The organism is Frateuria sp. GZRR33 (assembly GCF_051900425.1).
Taxonomy (GTDB): domain Bacteria; phylum Pseudomonadota; class Gammaproteobacteria; order Xanthomonadales; family Rhodanobacteraceae; genus Frateuria_A.
The window spans coordinates 173,635-190,847 of record NZ_JBHZGK010000001.1 but is presented as its reverse complement, the minus strand read 5'-3'; the positions used below and the strand labels follow the sequence as shown (position 1 = coordinate 190,847).

The 17,213-nt window shown below is 68.0% G+C and carries 13 protein-coding genes; 8 read left to right on the top strand and 5 right to left on the bottom strand.

Annotation, left to right across the window (positions count from 1 at the left end):
- Genes ACFWZU_RS00900 through ACFWZU_RS00890 form a run of 3 tightly spaced genes read left to right on the top strand, consistent with a single transcriptional unit; the run spans position 1 to position 2,427 of the window.
- Positions 1-855: a CheR family methyltransferase gene (locus ACFWZU_RS00900; RefSeq protein WP_439699525.1), complete on the top strand. Its 855-nt coding sequence runs from the start codon at positions 1-3 to the stop codon at positions 853-855.
- The gene (locus ACFWZU_RS00895) at positions 842-1,414 is read left to right on the top strand and encodes a chemotaxis protein CheB (protein WP_439699524.1); all 573 of its coding nucleotides are present in this window, start codon (positions 842-844) and stop codon (positions 1,412-1,414) included. The genes ACFWZU_RS00900 and ACFWZU_RS00895 overlap by 14 nt, the downstream gene beginning before the upstream one ends.
- Complete coding sequence (locus tag ACFWZU_RS00890) at positions 1,411-2,427, top strand: diguanylate cyclase domain-containing protein (RefSeq protein ID WP_439699523.1); 1,017 nt, start codon at positions 1,411-1,413, stop codon at positions 2,425-2,427. Before ACFWZU_RS00895 ends, ACFWZU_RS00890 begins: the two co-directional genes overlap by 4 nt.
- A 210-nt stretch (positions 2,428-2,637) precedes the next feature.
- Here ACFWZU_RS00890 and ACFWZU_RS00885 read toward each other — a convergent pair whose 3' ends face one another.
- The 4 genes from ACFWZU_RS00885 to ACFWZU_RS00870 all read right to left on the bottom strand — a co-directional run bounded on the left by ACFWZU_RS00885 (position 2,638) and on the right by ACFWZU_RS00870 (position 11,207).
- Positions 2,638-4,155, bottom strand: coding sequence for a tryptophan halogenase family protein (locus ACFWZU_RS00885; protein ID WP_439699522.1), 1,518 nt, complete (start codon positions 4,153-4,155; stop codon positions 2,638-2,640).
- Positions 4,156-4,265: 110 nt separating this feature from the next.
- A complete protein-coding gene (locus ACFWZU_RS00880; protein WP_439699521.1) occupies positions 4,266-7,436 on the bottom strand; it encodes a TonB-dependent receptor in 3,171 nt (1,056 codons plus the stop codon).
- A 404-nt stretch (positions 7,437-7,840) separates the two neighbouring features.
- Entirely contained in the window at positions 7,841-10,312 is a 2,472-nt protein-coding gene (locus tag ACFWZU_RS00875; RefSeq protein ID WP_439699520.1) for an acyl-CoA dehydrogenase, read from the bottom strand.
- A 1-nt stretch (position 10,313) separates the two neighbouring features.
- Positions 10,314-11,207: an alpha/beta fold hydrolase gene (locus ACFWZU_RS00870; protein WP_439699519.1), complete on the bottom strand. Its 894-nt coding sequence runs from the start codon at positions 11,205-11,207 to the stop codon at positions 10,314-10,316.
- A 104-nt stretch (positions 11,208-11,311) separates the two neighbouring features.
- Here ACFWZU_RS00870 and ACFWZU_RS00865 point away from each other — a divergent pair, with 104 nt between their 5' ends.
- From ACFWZU_RS00865 to ACFWZU_RS00845, 5 genes are all read left to right on the top strand, one after another.
- Positions 11,312-11,890 (top strand): TetR/AcrR family transcriptional regulator, encoded by a 579-nt coding sequence (locus ACFWZU_RS00865; protein ID WP_439699518.1) that lies wholly within the window; start codon positions 11,312-11,314, stop codon positions 11,888-11,890.
- A gap of 126 nt (positions 11,891-12,016) precedes the next feature.
- Complete coding sequence (locus ACFWZU_RS00860; protein ID WP_439699517.1) at positions 12,017-13,795, top strand: phosphoenolpyruvate carboxykinase (GTP); 1,779 nt, start codon at positions 12,017-12,019, stop codon at positions 13,793-13,795.
- 300 nt (positions 13,796-14,095) lie between these two features.
- A complete protein-coding gene (locus ACFWZU_RS00855) occupies positions 14,096-14,647 on the top strand; it encodes an RNA polymerase sigma factor (protein WP_439699516.1) in 552 nt (183 codons plus the stop codon).
- Positions 14,644-15,063, top strand: coding sequence for a hypothetical protein (locus ACFWZU_RS00850; protein ID WP_439699515.1), 420 nt, complete (start codon positions 14,644-14,646; stop codon positions 15,061-15,063). Before ACFWZU_RS00855 ends, ACFWZU_RS00850 begins: the two co-directional genes overlap by 4 nt.
- A 22-nt stretch (positions 15,064-15,085) precedes the next feature.
- A complete protein-coding gene (locus tag ACFWZU_RS00845) occupies positions 15,086-15,994 on the top strand; it encodes a DUF4097 family beta strand repeat-containing protein (RefSeq protein WP_439699514.1) in 909 nt (302 codons plus the stop codon).
- Between the two features lie 170 nt (positions 15,995-16,164).
- On the opposite strand, the gene ACFWZU_RS00840 is transcribed toward ACFWZU_RS00845, so the two are convergent.
- Complete coding sequence (locus ACFWZU_RS00840) at positions 16,165-17,043, bottom strand: hypothetical protein (protein WP_439699513.1); 879 nt, start codon at positions 17,041-17,043, stop codon at positions 16,165-16,167.
- Positions 17,044-17,213 lie beyond the last annotated feature (170 nt).

Sequence of the window (17,213 nt, the reverse complement as noted above, 5' to 3'; positions counted from 1 at the left end):
ATGGACCTGATCGACCCCGCGCTGGAAGACATCGAGCTGGAGCTGTTCGTGCGCGCCCTGCGCCAGCGCCACGGCTACGACTTCGGCCATTACGCGTCCGCCTCGCTGCGCCGGCGCGTGCGCCAGCTGGTGCAGACGCACGCCACCGGCACCATCAGCGCGCTGACCGGCCGCCTGCTGCACGAGCCGGAATTCGTGTTCGACGTGATCGAAGGGCTGTCCGTGCCGGTCTCGGACATGTTCCGCGACCCGCCGGTGTTCCGCGCGCTGCGCGAACAGGTGCTGCCGCTGCTTGCTTCCTGGCCGCGCATCAACATCTGGCAGGCCGGCTGCGCCAGCGGGCAGGAGGTGTACTCGCTCGCCATCCTGCTCGAAGAGGAAGGCCTCTACGACCGTTGCCAGATCTATGCCACCGACTTCAACCCGGCCGCGCTCAGGCGCGCGCAGGAGGGCATCTACCCCGCCCGCGCTGCGCAAGCGTGGTCGCGCAACTACCTGGAGGCCGGCGGGCGCCACTCGCTGGCCGACTACTACAGCGCGCGCTACGAGTTCATCAAGCTGGACCAGCGCCTGCGCCGCAACGTCAGCTTCGCCAACCACAACCTGGTCACCGACAAGGTGTTCTGCGAGGCGCAACTGGTGCTCTGTCGCAACGTGCTGATCTACTTCGCCAACCCGCTGCAGGACCGTGTGCTCGCCCTGTTCCGCGACAGCCTGGTGCGCGGCGGCTTCCTGTGCCTGGGGCTGCGCGAGAGCCTGGAGTTCGCGGCCAGCGCGGGGGACTTCACCGCGCTCGATGCCGATCTCCGGATCTACCGCCGCAACGTTTTCCGCATACCCGATGGCAAGGCTTGAGGCGATCGTGATCGGCTGTTCGGCCGGCGGGCTGGGCGCGCTCAAGCCCCTGCTGCACGCGCTCGTGCCGCCGCTTCCGCTGCCGGTGATCGTGTGCAGCCACAGCGCCGAACCGGGCACCGGCCTGCTCGGGCCGCTGCTGGCGCGGCACGCGCGGCTGCCGGTGCGCGAGGCGCGCGAGCGCTGGCCGGTGGAGGCCGGCATCATCCATCTGGCCCCGGCCGGTTATCATCTGCTGATCGAGCGCGACCGTTTTTTCGCCTACTCGGTAGATGAACCGGTGCACTATTCGCGCCCGTCGATCGACGTACTGTTCGAGAGCGCCGCGGATGCCTACGGCGCGGGCCTGGCCGGCGTGATGCTGACCGGCGCCAGCGCCGATGGCGCGCAGGGCCTGGCCCGCATCCGCCAGGCCGGCGGCCTGGCCATCGTGCAGGACCCGGCCGAGGCGCTCGCGCCGGCGATGCCACAAGCCGCGCTCGACCAGGCCGGCGCCGACCACTGCCTGCCCCTGGCGCGCATCGCGCCGCTGCTCAACGAACTGGCCCACCGCGCATGACCGACACGACGCGACCGAAGATCCTGGTGGTCGACGACACCCCCGCCAACCTGGTGGCGATGCGCCGCCTGCTGGCCCACGCCGGCGCCGACCTGTACGAGGCCGGCAGCGGCAACGAGGCGCTCGCGCTGTGCCTGGACCACGAATTCGCGCTGATCCTGCTGGACGTCAACATGCCGGACATGGACGGCTTCGAGGTGGCTTCACTGCTGACCGAGGCCGATCAGCTCCACGAGACACCGATCATCTTCGTCACCGCCGCCTACGCGGACGACCTGAACCGGCTCAAGGGCTACCGCTCCGGCGCGGTGGACTACATCGCCAAGCCGATCAACGACGTGATCCTGCAATCGAAGGTGCGCGTGTTCCTGGAGCTCTACGCCGCGCGCGCGAAGCTGGAACTGACCCTGGAGGAGCTGTCCGAGCGCAACCACCAGCTGCAGCAGGAGATCGCCGAGCGCGAGCGCGTCGAGGCGCAGGTGCGCCACCAGGCGACCCACGACATGCTGACCGGCCTGCCCAACCGCGTGCTGTTCCACGACCGGCTGGGCGCCGCGCTGCGCCATGCGCTCGAGGGTGGCCCGGGCTTCGCGTTGGTGCTGCTGGACATCGACGGCTTCAAGGGCATCAACGACCGCCACGGCCATCCCGCCGGCGATGCGCTGCTGCAGGCGATCGCCGCGCGGCTGAAGCTCAACCTGCGCGTCGGCGACACGGTCGCGCGGCTGGGCGGCGACGAGTTCGCGCTGATCGTGGGCCAGATGCAGGCGCTGCCGGTGCTGCTGCGTCGCTGCGAGGAACTGGGCGCCAGCCTGGCCGAGCCCTATCCGATGGTGTCGCCGCAGGGCGCCGTCGTGGCCCATGTCAGCGCCAGCATCGGCGTCGCGCCGTGGAGTGCGCAGGTGGCCAGCGACGAGGCGCTGATCCAGGCCGCTGACCGGGCGTTGTACCGGGCCAAGGACGGCGGCAAGAACCGCTGCGTGCTGGCGGACGAGACCGCTGCACGGTCGTAGCGGAATCCCGAAACCCATGCATCAGGGGCGCATCAAGGGAGCGGCCTGAACCTGCAGGAGCGCACCGTGTGCGCGACCGCCATGGCGGGTCGTGCCGGATGGTGGAGTTACCGGTCGCGCACAAGGTGCGCTCCTACAGGGAAGCGCGGAAATCCGTGCAGGCAGGAGAGCAACCGGTCCTTCGATATCGATTCATGACCGCCCGGGCGGTTACTCCGGGGCGGCCTTGCAATGCCCGTCGACATACGCCTGGTGCGACGGCATGCGCTCGACGCACGCGGCAATCGTCCGTCGCGCGCGCTCGACGAAAGCGACCAGGTCCGCCTCGGGTACCTCGTCGACGATGGGATGGTAGCCCTGCGGCACGATGCGCTGGCCGAGCATCACCTGCACCCAGCTCGGCAGCGCGAAGAAGTCCTCGCCGTTGCGGAAATAGCGGCCGTCGATCCGGAACAGCTCGATCGCCTCGCGCAGCGGGTCCGGGATGGCCATCGTGCGGCAGTGGTCCCAGAACGGCGTGTCGTTGCGTTCGGTCGCGTGGTAGTGCAGCACCAGGAAATCCCGCACGCGTTCGTGCTCGAAGGCGGACTCGCGGTTGAAGCGATCGGCCAGCATCGGGTCGAACGCCGGCGTCGGGAACAGGCCGAGCAGGCGCTGGATGGCCGACTGCGCGAGGTAGATGGCGGTCGATTCGAGCGGCTCCATGAAGCCGCCCGCCAAGCCGACGGCGACGACGTTCTTTTCCCAGAACTTTCTGCGCCTGCCGGGCGTGAAACGCAGCGGTCGCGGCTCGCCCAGCGCCGTGCCGTCGAGGGTTTCGAGCAGGCTCGCGGCAGCTTCGTCGTCGCTGATGTGCCGGCTGGAATACACGTAGCCGTTGCCCGTGCGGTGCTGCAGCGGAATACGCCACTGCCAGCCCGCCGCGCGCGCGGTCACGCGCGTGTAGGGCGTCAGCGGCCCGGCGCTTTCGCACGCCACGACCATCGCGCGGTCGCAGGGCAGCCATTGGCTCCAGTCGTCGTAACCGGTTTTCAGGGTCTGCTCGATCAGCAGGCCACGGAACCCCGAGCAGTCGATGAACAACTCGCCCTCGATGCGCTCGCCGCCCTGGAGCAACACGGCCTCGATGAAGCCATCCCCGCCGCGCTGGACGACATCGACGATCCGGCCTTCGATCCGTTGCACGCCGCGGCGCTCGGCCAGCTCGCGCAGGTAGCGCGCATACCGTCCGGCGTCGAACTGGTAGCCGTAGGCGATGTCCGCCAGCGGCGACCCGGGCGGCGCATCGGCCGCGCCGGTGGTGAACCGGTCGAGCGGGGCCGCGACGGTCGGCAGCGAGAAGGCGCCGATGTCGGGCGCACGTCCGGCGAGGAACAACTTCAGCCAGTACTGGTGGAACGGCAGTGGCCCCAGCGAGCGACCGATGGTGCCGAAGCCGTGCACGTAGCTGTCGCCGATGCGCGCCCAGTCGTTGAACTGGATGCCGAGCTTGAACGTGCCCTGCGTCCGCGCGACGAAGTCGGCTTCGGGGATCCCCAGCACCTGGGCGTTGAAGGTCTTCATGAACGGCACGGTGGATTCGCCCACGCCGACGATGCCGATCTCCTCCGACTCGACCAGGCGGATGCGGGCGCCCTTGCCCAGGTAGGTGGCCAGCGCCGCCGCCGCGGCCCAGCCGGCACTGCCGCCGCCCACGACGACGATGTTGCGGATGCGGTTGTCGTCCATCGCTGCTGCCTTCGCGTGGGATGCACACAAGAAAACGGCAGCGCCCGGGGAGTACAGGCGACTGCCGTTGGAAGGTTCCCCGTGCCTCGCGGCACGGGGTGAAAGCCTCCCTAGAACTTGTACGTCAGGCCCATGTAGACGATGCGCCCGGCGTAGCCGTTGGAGTAGAAGCGCGCCCTGGTGTCGTTGCCCAGATGCGAGCGCGACTCTTCCTTGGTGAGGTTGAGCACCGACGCAGTCACGCTGAACGCCTTGGTGATGTTGTACGCCGCGTTCAGGTCGATCTGCTGGTAGGGCTCCTCGTAGACGTTCAGGCCGTTGACCAGGCCGTCCACCACTTCGCCGCGACGGTTGTAGGACGCGCGCGCGAGGAAACGCTCGGTCTCGTAGAACACCGTGAAATTGGCCTGGTTCTTCGCACTGCCGACCAGCGGCGAGGTGCCGATCTCGGTGCCATCCTCCAGGGTGATCGCCGCCTCGTTGGTCTTGTTGTACGTGTAGTTCACCTGGAAGCCGAGGCCGAAATCCAGCGTGTGCTGCGCGTACAGCTCGACACCCTTGGAGACGCCATCGCGGCCGCCCGCGGTGGTCGAGTAGTTCTGCACGGTCACGGTCTGGCCGCCGACGTCCATCGACACGTCCTGCACCACCGGCACCGAGAAGTTGCTGACGTCCTTGCGGAACACGTCGACACCGAGCACCGAGCCGGGATGGAAGTACCACTCCAGGCCCAGGTCGTACTGGGTGGCCTTGTACGGCTCCAGGCTCTTGTTGCTGCCGGCGCCGTACCAGCCCACTTCGTCGCCGCCGCCGATCAGGCGACGGTCGTTGACGTATTCGGGGCTGTAGTACTGCAGGCCGCCGGGAGCAGCGATGTCGTTGTAGCCGGGACGGGAGATCACCTTGGACGCGGCGCCACGTAGTACCAGGTCGTCGGTCAGGTCGTAGGCGACGTTGAAGCTGGGCAGCACGTCGGTGTAGGTGCGATCGAGCGAGCTGACCACGAACGAGGAGACATGCCCGGTAGCCGGGTTGGTCTGGCTGTCCGGCAGCGTGGTGAAGCCGCTGACGCAACCGGACCCGGCGGGTGCACCGGCCGCCGGCAGGTTGCCGGTCTGGCACGGTGCCGGGTTGCCGTCGGGGCCGTCGAAGAAATAGTCGTTGTAGTAATCGACCTGGTCGGTCGAGTCGGCGTGCTGCCGCGTGCGCGCCAGGCGCACGCCGACGTTGCCGCGCAGGCGCTCGGTCTTGAAGTTGAGCTGCACGTATCCCGAGTAGATCTTCTCGCCGACGTTGTAGATGAAGTTGTCCTCGTTGCGCGTCTGCATCGCCCCGTAGGTCTGGTTGAGGTAGGCGACGTAGGCGGGGTAGTTGATCGCCGGGAACGAACTGGCGTTGATGCCGCCGGCGAGGTTGCCCAGCGGCTGCCCATACAGGAACTGCGGCTGGAACACCGAGGCGGTGGGATCGCAGCCGTTCTGGAAGCGGTTGTCGTAGTCGGCCGGATCGGTGCCCTGGCAGACCCAGTAGTTGTTGCCGGTGCTGCGGTGGGTGCCGCCGTTGCGATACTTCACGCCGAACTGGAGCGAGTCCATCCAGTCGCCGTAGGCGTGCCAGGTGAAGTCGGCCTGGGCGTATTTCTGCTTGGTCTGGTTGCGGGTCCAGGACGACCCGGTCGAGCCGAGGTCGACTTCGCCGATGCCGTTGAGGAGATTGGCCATCAGTTCCGGCGAGAAGGTCATCGTCGGCGTGCCGACCAGGCTCCAGGCGCTGGCATAGTTGCCCAGGTCGTAGTCGCCCGATGCATTCTGGCGGCGCGGCTTGATCGGCACGGAAATCTGCAACTGCGGGCCGCCGCTGGCCCAGGTGCGGCCGGCCTTGACGCTGGCGTCGAAGGACTCGCCCACCCACTCGGCACCGATGTCCGCGGTCTGCGACACCGCCTTTTCGTGGTTGTAGCTGCCGGTGATCTGCGGGGTCGGGATGCTGCAGTCGTCCGGGCCGAAGCCGCCGGTGTTGGTCAATCCGCCCGCCGCCGCCTCGTCGCCGCTGCAGTAGTAGGTCTTGCCCGGATGCACCGAGTAATTGGCGCCGGTGACGATGGTGCCGCTGGGGTCGAAGGTCAGCCCGTCGAGCATGCGCCCGCCGGGCCAGTTGCCGTCGCCGGCGTAGCGGGCCAGGTTCCACTCCGGAATCTTCAGCGTGTTGGTCTGGGAATCCTGCGACAGGTCGAAGCGGAAGTAGTTGGCCGTCAGGGTCAGGTTGTCGACCGGGCGGAACTGCAGGGTCACCTGTCCGCCCTTGCGCTCGCGGTCCTCGTTGGTGACGTTGAGGTTCACCGAGGTCGGCATCATGAAGTTGCAGTAATAGCCGCACTCCGTGGGCCAGCCATCCTGGAAGGTGCCGGTGTAGGGATGGTTCTGGTCGTTGAAGCCGGACTGCCCCCACCAGTAGGAAGTCATGCCCGAAGGCTGGCCGTTGACGTCGGTGGCGGGGTGGGCGTCGTAGTCATCGCCGTACCACTGCCAGTTTTCGGTACTGGCGCCCATGGTGCGCGTGGTGCGCTTCTGGTTGGTGTAGCCGATGAGGAAACCGAAGCGCTCGGCCTTGTCGTGCCACGAGTACAGGCCGGAGAACTGGCCGTCCGTCTTCTTGGTCGTGTCGGCCCAAGTGCCTTCGGCGGAGACGAAGCCGGTGTTCGCTTCCATTTCCAGCGGGCGGCGCGTGTGCAGGATCACCGTGCCGCCGATGCCGCCCTCGTCGATGCGTGCCTCCGGCGTCTTGAACAGCTCGGCGCTGGAGAGCATGTTCGACGGCAGCAAGGTGTAGTTGAAGGAACGGGTCGGATCGCCGTTGGATTCGGCGGTGGCGATGTAGTTGCCGTTCAACTCGGTCAACGTGAGCTCGGATGCGAGGCCGCGGACGCTGACGTTCTTGCCCTCGCCGCCGTCGCGCGAAATGATCACGCCGGGCACGCGCTGCAGCGCGTCGGCCACGTTCTTGTCGGGGAACTTGCTGACGTCTTCGGCGGTGATGACCTCGACGATCGCATTGGCTTCGCGCTTCTGGTCCAGGCTCTTTTCGATCGAGTAGCGGTAGCCGGTGACCTGGACCTTGGACAGCGATACGGCCTGGTCCGCCTGTGCCTTGGTGCCGGTGTCGGCCTGGCCCTGCTGGGACTGGTTCTGCGGATCCTGGGTCTGCGCCTGGGCATTGCCGCAGTAAAGCGCTGCCAGGACCGCCGCGGCCAACAGCGTGACCGGCACGAATGGGCTTTTCATGGTTCCCCTCCCAAGAGAATTTAGATCGTTACAAATTCAGAGCAAACCGCTTCCCCTGCGCTCGACCTGGATCGCCTTCGCCAGCCCCCTACCGACTCGGCGGTTTAGATCGATCTAAACGAAACGGACAGAAACATAGCCCAATTGCTCGACGATGTAATGCTGCGGAACAGCAAGGCGTTCGCTGCGCCCCGAACCGCCGTGCAGCGCCTGTGAGGCAGCGACCGGTGATGCCGCGCACCGTCGTGAGATGCACCGGGTCGCGCCGGCTCTGCACGAACCGGCGCCTTCTTCCTGTGCTCGAACAGAGGCCTCGAGACCGCACCCTGCCCGGCCATCACCCAGAGAGGCGCCGGGCGAGATGGAGCCGACCTGGGCCCACCCTGCCCGGGACCGTCAGGCGGTCAGGCCACCGCCACCGAGCGCGGCTGCTTGTCCGCCCGGGTCACCGCGGCGCCCAGCTCGGACGGATCGAAGTCATCCACCGAGATGAACTCGAACACGCCATCGCGCACGCGCTTGAGCAGCGCGGCCTCGGCCTCGGTGATCACGCCTTCGCGCACCGCTTCGGCCAACTGGCCTTCGTAGTCGTGCGCCTCAAGCTGGCCCGCCTTGAGCGCCTTGCCGAACTTGCGTTCGACCGGCTCGGCGGCGATCACGTCGGGCAGCAACGCGTTCATGCGGCCGATGGTGTTGTTCGGCGTGGGCGTGAGGTAGACCCAGTCGATCAGGCGGTCGCGTGCCTCGCCCGGCGCGGTGAGGATGGCGGCCACGCGGCGGCCCAGGCGATCGGAAGGCGGCACTTCGCGGCGACCGAACGGAAACACCAGCGCGCGCAGCAGGAAACCCACCGGCTTGACCGGGAAGTTGCGGATCGCCCCGTCCAGCGCCATCTGCGTGCGCCACATGCATTCGTGGAAGGCCCAGGCCAGCAGCGGACGATCCGCCTCCGGGCGGCCGGTATCCTCATAGCGCTTGAGCATGGCGCTGGCGATGTACAGGTACGACAGCACGTCGCCCAGCCGCGCGGACAGCTTCTCCTTGAACTTCAGCTTGCCGCCCAGCACGCCCATGAACACGTCCGCGCACAGCGCGAGTGCGGCCGAGTAACGGTCGAGCTTGCGGTAGAAGCGGCGCGTGTAGGCATCGCCCGCGCTCTGGCCGATGGTCGCGCCGGTGATGCCCAGCACGAAACTGCGCACGGCATTGGAGATGCCGAATCCGACGTGGCCGAACAGCAGCCGGTCGAAGGTCCGCAGCTTCTCGCCGTAGTCGGCGATGGAGAGCGCCTGCATTTCCTTGAGCACGTACGGATGGCAGCGGATCGCGCCCTGGCCGAAGATCATCAGGCTGCGCGTCATTATGTTCGCGCCTTCCACCGTGATCGCGATCGGCACGCTCTCCCAGCCGCGCGCGGCGTAGTTCTTCGGGCCCAGCTGCACCGCCTTGCCGCCGTGCACGTCCATCGTGTCGCTGGCGACCTGGCGAGCCCATTCGGTGGCGTGGTACTTGGCGATGGCCGAGGTCACCGCAGGTTTCTCGCCGCGATCGACCGCCGCCGCGGTGGAGCGCGAAAGCGCCGCGGTGGCATAGGTCAGGCCGCCGATGCGCGCCAGCGCTTCCTCCACGCCCTCGAAGCGCGCGATCGCCAGGCCGAACTGCTTGCGCATGCGCGCGTAGGCGCCGGTCGCCGCGGCCGAGGCGCGCATCGCGCCGGTCGCGTTGGAGGGCAGCGAGATGGCGCGTCCCACCGACAGCACCTCGACCAGCATGCGCCAGCCGTGGCCGGCCATCTGCGGCCCGCCGATGATGGTCGACAGCGGCGCGAACACGTCCTTGCCGCGAACCGGACCGTTCTGGAACGGGATGTTGAGCGGGAAGTGGCGACGGCCGACCTCCAGGCCCGGGGTCGTGTGCGGCAGCAGCGCCAGCGTGATGCCCAGGTCTTCGGTCTCGCCCAGCAGGTGCTCGGGGTCGTACATGCGGAAGGCCAGGCCGATCACCGTGGCGATCGGCGCCAGCGTGATGTAGCGCTTGTCGAAGTTGAGCTTCACGCCCAGCGTCTCGACGCCGTCGACCATCTGCTTGCAGACGATGCCGTAATCGGGAATCGAGGTGGCGTCGGAGCCGGCGTAGGGGCCGGTCAATGCGAAACAGGGGATCTCTTCGCCGGCCGCCAGACGGGGCAGATAGTGGTTCTTCTGCTCCTCGGTGCCGTAGTGCAGCAGCAGTTCGGCCGGCCCCAGCGAGTTGGGCACGGCCACCGTGGAGGACACCGTCGCCGAGGCCGTCGACAGCTTCTGCAGTACCGCCGAATGCGCCAGCGCGGAGAACTGCAGGCCGCCGTACTGCTTGGGAATGATCATGCCGAAGAACTTGTTCTTCTTGATGAACGCCCAGACCTCCGGCGACAGGTCGGCCAGCTCGTGGGTGATCTGCCAGTCGTCGATCATCGCGCACAGCTCTTCCACCGGGCCGTCGAGGAAGGCCTGCTCCTCGGTGCTGAGCTCGGGCTTCGGCTGCTTGAGCAGTTGCCGCCAGTCCGGCTTGCCGGAGAACAGCTCGCCCTCGAAACCGACCGTGCCGGCTTCCAGCGCCGTCTGCTCGGTGGTCGAGAGCGTGGGCGTGGCGCGCGCGAACAGCTTGAGCAGCGGCGCGCTGATCTGGCGGCGGCGGAAGGCCGGCATCAAAAGCGGCACGGCGATGAGCAGCTCGATGACCAGCAGCACGGTCATCGTCACCCAGGCGCCGGTCAGCACGCCCACCACCAGCGTGGCGGCCACCGTGGCGATCGCCCAGGTGCGCAGGCTGGTGCGGTGGTAGGCACAGGCGCCGGTCGCCACGATGGCGGCCAGCAGGGTCAGGAACACGGACATGTCAATGCACCTCTTGCGGGATGGTCGGGCGGCGGGCTCGGCCGTCCGGGAAAACATCATCGATGAACGCGGCGATTTCGCGCGTAAACGCGTCGTTGGCGTCGCCGGCGAGCATGTGCGTGGCGCCGGCGACCTCCACGTGGCGTGCGTGCGGCACGAGCTTGAGAAACTCGGCCACGGTATCGCGCGAGACCAGGTCGCTGCGTTCGCCGGAAAGCAGCAGGACCGGCACGTCCACGCGCGCGGCGGCCGCCAGCAGGCGCGGCTGGTAGCGCTCGCTTTCGCTCACGACGCCGGCAAGCAGGGCCGGATCCCAGTGCCAGCGCAGGCGGCCGTCGGCGCCCTCGCGCAGCAGCGGCTTCAGCTGCTCTTCGCGCTTGCGCTCGCGTCGCTGCGGCAGGTACGCGGCGACCTGCTCGGCGGCCTCGGCGTAATCGGCGAAACCGTCGGGATGGGCCTGCATGAAGGCCAGGATGCGCTCGACGCCGGCGGTTTCCCAGCGCGGCGTGATGTCCACCAGCACCAACGCGCGGAACGGCGCCGGTCGCGCCTCACCCGCCAGCACCAGGCCCAGCAGGCCGCCCATCGAGGCGCCGACCAGCACCGGCGGCTCGGGCTGCGCCAGCGCCAGCGCGTGAAGATCGCCGGCAAACTGGTCCATGTGGTAATCGCCGCCCGTCACGCGGCCGCTTTCGCCGTGGCCGCGGCTGTCGAAGCTGACGCAGCGGCAGCCGCGGGTCGCCAGCACGTCGGCCGCGCCGTTCCAGGCACCCCGGGTCTGGCCGAAGCCGTGCGCGAACAGCAACGTCGGCGCGCCGGCACCACGCACGTCGACCGCCAGGGGGACCCCGTCGTGGCTCGGAAAAGCACTTGTGTGGATTGATACCATACGCATGAGTATGGATTGCTGATCGAAGCGCCGTCAACCGCGCCAGCGTGGGTGCCACGCGACCGGGTCCCGCCTGTCGCCAGCCCATCCACAAGCGCTACCATGCGCCAATGAACGCCAGCAGCAAGCCCGAACGCACCCGCCTGTCCGCCGAAAACTGGGAGGACGCCGCCCTGGACCTGATCGCCGAACAGGGCGTCGGGGCGCTGGCGGTGGAAGCCCTGGCCCGCCGGCTGGGCGTGACCAAGGGAAGCTTCTACTGGCATTTCCGCACCCGCGAAGCGCTGCTGCAGGCGGCGCTGGAACGCTGGGAACAGTACGGCGAGCGCGAGGTGATCGCGCAGATCGAGGCCATCGCGGATCCGCGCGAGCGGCTGCCGGAGCTGTTCCGGCGTGTCGCCCATGAACTGCGTCCGCATCGCGTCTATGCCGCGCTGCTCAAGGCACTCGATCACCCGCTGGTGGTCCCGGTGATGGCGCGCGTGTCGCAACGCCGCACCGAGTTCCTGGCCACCGCCTTCCGCCAGGCCGGCCTGTCCGGCCCCGAGGCACTCAACCGGGCGCGGTTGACCTACGCCGCCTACGTCGGCTTCCTGCAGCTCAATTTCACGCTCGGCCTGCCCCGCATCAGCCACGAGGACTTCGACGCCTACGTGGAACACATGATCGCGACATTGATTCCGGCCTGATAAGGCCTTCAGGGGCGGGGTTACGCGCGCCTGCGCGCGCCTTTTGCTGCACTCAACCTTGCAATACCAGTGCACGCAAACTAGCGTTCCGGAACCCTTTTTTCCTAAGACCTTGAAGAGGACATCATGGCCAGCAAGCTGGAAGCGCTCGAGCGCTGGGTGAACGAGGTGGCGGCGCGCACGCGTCCGGCGAAGATCCATTGGTGCGACGGCTCGGAGGCCGAGTACCAGCAGCTGGTCAAGGAGATGCTGGCCGACGGCACCCTGATCGAGCTCAACCAGGAAACCCACCCGGGCTGCTACCTGCACCGCTCCAACCCGTCCGACGTGGCGCGCGTGGAGCACCTGACCTTCGTCTGCCACAAGAACCAGGACGACGCTGGCCCCAACAACCACTGGATGGATCCGGCCGAGGCGCACGCGAAGATCGATGCGCTGTTCGACGGCTGCATGGAAGGCCGCACCATGTACGTCATCCCGTACTGCATGGGCCCGATCGACTCGCCGCTGTCGCGTTGCGGCGTGGAAATCACCGATAGCCCGTACGTGGTGGCCAACATGCGCATCATGACCCGCATGGGCAAGGCCGCGCAGGAGCGCATCGAGCGCGAAGGCACGTTCGTGAAGGGCCTGCACTCGACCGGCGAGCTCGACCCCGAGCGCCGCTTCATCATGCACTTCCCCGAGGAGCGCACGATCAAGTCCTACGGCTCCGGCTACGGCGGCAACGCGCTGCTGGGCAAGAAGTGCCACGCGCTGCGCATCGCCTCCAACCAGGCCCGCGACGAGGGCTGGCTGGCCGAGCACATGCTGATCGTGGGCATCGAGAATCCCAAGGGCGAGACGCACTACGTCGCCGCCGCCTTCCCCTCGGCCTGCGGCAAGACCAATCTGGCCATGCTGATTCCGCCGGAGGGCTACCGCAAGGACGGCTGGAAGGTGTGGACCGTGGGCGACGACATCTGCTGGATGCGGCCCGGCGCGGACGGCCGCCTGTACGCGATCAACCCGGAGGCCGGCTTCTTCGGCGTGGCGCCGGGCACCAGCACGGCGACCAATTCCAACGCGCTGGAATCCATCTCGCGCAATACGATCTTCACCAACGTTGCCGTCACTGCCGACAACCAGCCGTGGTGGGAAGGCCTGCCCGGTACGCCGGTCACCGACTGGCAGGGCCGCCCCTACGATCCGGCCAACGGGCCGGCCGCGCACCCGAACTCGCGCTTCACCGTGAGCGCAAGGCAGTGCCCGACCTGGTCGGAGAAGGCCGAGGACGCGCAGGGCGTGCCGATCGACGCGATCGTCTTCGGCGGCCGCCGCCCCTCGCTGCTTCCGCTGGTGATGGAAGCGCGCGACTGGGCGCACGGCGTGCTGATGGGCGCGGCGATGGGTTCGGAAACCACCGCCGCGGCAACCGGCGCGGTCGGCGTGCTGCGTCGTGACTCGATGGCGATGAAGCCATTCTGCGGCTACCACTACGGCGACTACTTCGCGCACTGGCTGTCGTTCGACAAGCCGGGCATGAAGCTGCCGAAGATCTTCCACGTCAACTGGTTCCGCAAGGGCAAGGACGGCAAGTTCTTGTGGCCGGGCTTCGGCGAGAACCTGCGCGTGCTGGAGTGGATGATCAACCGCGTCGACGGCAAGGCTCGTGGCGTGGAGACGCCGATCGGCATCATCCCGGCCGAGGGCGAGTTGAAGCTGGACGGCCTGAGCCTCCCGCGCGAAGCCGCCAGCGAACTGCTGGACATCGACACTGCCGGCTGGCAGGCCGAGCTCGACGCCATCGGCGAGTACCTGGCCAGCTTCGGCCCGCGCATGCCCGAGCGCCTGCACCAGGAACAGCAGCGCGTGGCCAGCGGGCTGTCCGCCGCCGAAACCGCGCCCCGCGCCGCCACGGCCTGATGGACGAAGCCCCTCTCCCGCCGGGAGAGGGGCTGGTATCCGGGCACCTCCCGGGCCTGCCGCAGACCAGCACCCTTTTCCCTCCGGAGAGGGGCGGGCTGAAAGGCGAGCCTCGCAAGAGTGCGGGGATTTGCTGGGGCGGCAAACGCAGCCTGCCAGACGCACGCCACTCGCGGCCATCGCCCCCTCACCCCAGCCCGTTCCCTTTGTACAGAGGGAGCGCGAGCCTTAAACGTTCCGCCACTTCCGTGCATCCAAGCTGGCAAGATGGAAGCCGCCTGCCTCGCCACTGGAAGCCCGATGCCGCCACCGCCTGTCGCGTGGTCCGACGCCGATGACGCGCGCGCCGCGGCCCGGGGCGATCGCCATGCGTTCCAGCGGCTGTACCGCCAGCATGTCGACCGTATCTACGGTGCGGTCTACCGGTTGGCCGGCTACGACCACGCCCGTGCCGAGGATCTGACCCAGGACGCCTTCGTGCGTGCCTGGCAGAAGCTTGGCGACTTCCGCCACGAGAGCGCTTTCGGTACCTGGCTGTACCGGCTGGCGGTGAACGTGGCGCTGATGGACATCCGTTCGCGCGGGGCGCAGCCGGTCGGTTTCGTCGGCGAAGAGGACCTGCCCGATCCCGGCGAAGTGCCCTTCTGCGCCGCCGAGCGCGAGGAACTGGAGCGCGCCATCGCCAAATTGCCGCCACGTGCCCGCGCGGTACTGGTACTGCATGACGTGGAAGGCTGGCGCCACGAGGAGATCGCCAGCGAACTGGACATGGCCGTCGGTACGTCCAAGGCGCAATTGCACCGTGCACGCGGGCTGCTGCGCCGGATGCTCGAACCCGGAGAGTCGTCATGAACGAATTCGAATGGCGTCGACAGCTGCGCGAATTGCGCGCGCCGGTCGCACCGCGCCACGACCTGTGGACGCGAATCGACGCCGCGCTGGAACCGGCCGAACCGGTGCGCGCCAGCTCGCGCCCGGGCTGGCTTCTTGCCGCCAGCTTCGCGGGCCTGAGCCTGCTCGCGGTGTCCCTGAGCCTGCGCCAGGGCCAGTTGCCCGACCACCCGCAGACCACCGTCACCGCGTCGGCCCAGCCGTGGAAGCCGGACGATCCGCGCCTGGCCGGTGCGGCGATCGAACTGGACGCCGCGCGCCTGGAACTGAGGCAGGCACTGGAACAGGCCCCCCATTCACCGGCACTGCAGCGACTTCTGTCGCGCACCCGCCAACAGCAATCGCGGCTGCGCCAGCTCGACCAGCAGGCAGGCTGAGAACCCCTCGAGGAGTCAAGGCATGAAAAACGTACGCTATCTTCCCCTGCTGCTCGCCCTGTGCATCGGCCAGGCGCTGGCCGACACCCCGATCAACTTGCACCACCCGGCCAATGCCAACGCACGCATCAGCGTGAGCAACGTCAAGGGCCAGGTCACCATCACCGCCTGGGACCGCAACGAGGTGCAGGTCACCGGTTCGCTCGGCGAAGGTGCCGCGCCGTTGGCCATCGACGGCGACAACGGCGACCTGGAAATCAAGGTCAAGCCCAGGGGCGATGGCTCGAAGGGCTGGTTCAACTGGAACGGCGACAACTCGATGGGCGATACCACGCTCGACCTGCACGTGCCCAAGGGTGCCACGCTGGACGTGGAAGTGGTCAGCGCGCCGCTGGGCATCGACGGCATGGACGGCGGCGAGATCTCGGTCAATTCGGTCAGCGGCCGCGTGCGGATCAACGCCCGCACCCCCGACCTGTCGGTCGAAAGCGTGAGCGGCACCGTGCAGCAATCCGGCCATGCCGAGCGTGCCGACCTGCAGACGGTCAGTGGCGACATCCTTGCGCCCGCGCTGGGCGCCCAGGCTGACCTGCAGACGGTCTCCGGCCGCATCCAGGCCAGCGGCGGGCCGTGGAAGAAATTCAACCTGAGCACGGTCTCGGGCGACGTGCAGCTCAGCGGCGGCCTCGCCGAGCACGGCAGCATCGACCTCGACAGCATGAGCGGTGACGTGCAGATCCAGGTGCCATCGAACCTTTCCGCATCGATCCATGCGAGCAGCTTCAGCGGCGACCTGCGCAGCGATTTCGGCGAGGCCATCGAGCACGATCATGGCCCCGGCAGCGAACTCAACGCCGACGTCGGTGGCGGCAACGGCCGCATCCACGTGGAAACCTTCAGCGGCGACTTGCGCATCCGCAAGAAGGATTGAAGGCACGCTCCGAAAGGCGAGGAACTTCCCTTGCCGCTGGGCGCTGCACGCTGCAGTCTGGTTGAGCAAGACCATGGCTGCAGCGCCAAGCGGATGCGCCGGATCCACGCAACAGCCAGTCAAACAAAAAGGCCGTCGCATGCGACGGCCTTTTGCTTGTTCGATGTGCTTTACAGGTCCTGGTGGTACTGCACGTACGGCGTGCGCGACTGATCGGGCTCAGGGCCTGCCGGCGTGGGCACCGAGGTTCCCGAGGACCACAGGTTCTGGGCACCGATGCTCAGTTCGCCCTGCCACGGCAGCCGCAGGGTGACGCCCAGGTCGATGCTGCTCCAGCGCTTGTCGCCGTAGTAGCCGCCCGGCAGCGTCGGCTGCATGGTGCGGCCGACCAGCGTGCCGCTCAGCGGTCCGTGGTCGACGCCGAAGGTCAATGCCTTCTGGTCCAGCGAATTGATACCCAGCTCGTTGCCCGGCAGCAGGCGGATACGGCCCACGCTGGCACCCAGGTCGATGCCGCTATGCCCGCCGACCGCCACGCGACCGCGCGCATTGAGCTGGGCGCTGCTGTCGAAATCGGGCAGGCCGTTCACGCCGGGCGTGGCGCCCGGCAGGACCCGCGGCAGGCGCTGGTCGGGCGTGCTGTCGGCGCCTACGCTCACGCCGACACTGTAGCGGCCGAGGTTGTACGTCGCGCCGATCTCGCTGCCGACCACCCGTGGACTGGGCGACATCCCGTTGTGTTCGCTGACGCCGGCGTGGATCTGCAGATGCGGGTCGAGCCCGTACTGCAGGTCGGTCGACCTGACGCTGCCGGCGTCGGTCACCGGAAAGGCCAGCAGGGCGTCGGCACGCTGGCTCGCACCGGCCGGCTGCACGCCCGCTTTGAGCATGAGCATGCGGCCGTCGCGGTCGCGTAGCCCGACCCCATAGCCCAGGTCGGCCGCCTGGCCGGTGGTCGGGTGCAGCAGCTGCTGCGCCACGGCCTGCCGGTTTCCGTCCAGCGACTGCCCTGCCGCGGCGAGCGGCATCAGCAAGATCAGCAGGGGCAACAGGCGGCGCATGGTCGGTATGGGCGTTCGGCAGGTGACAGGCAGGCGTATGCCATTCGTTTGGGGGGAGTATAGCTCCTTTACTTTTACCTAACACCCCATCGGAAGCGGGCAGGCCCCTAAACGGTGAACCCAGGCACATAACCCGCATCGGTGGACCCCGGCGTGAA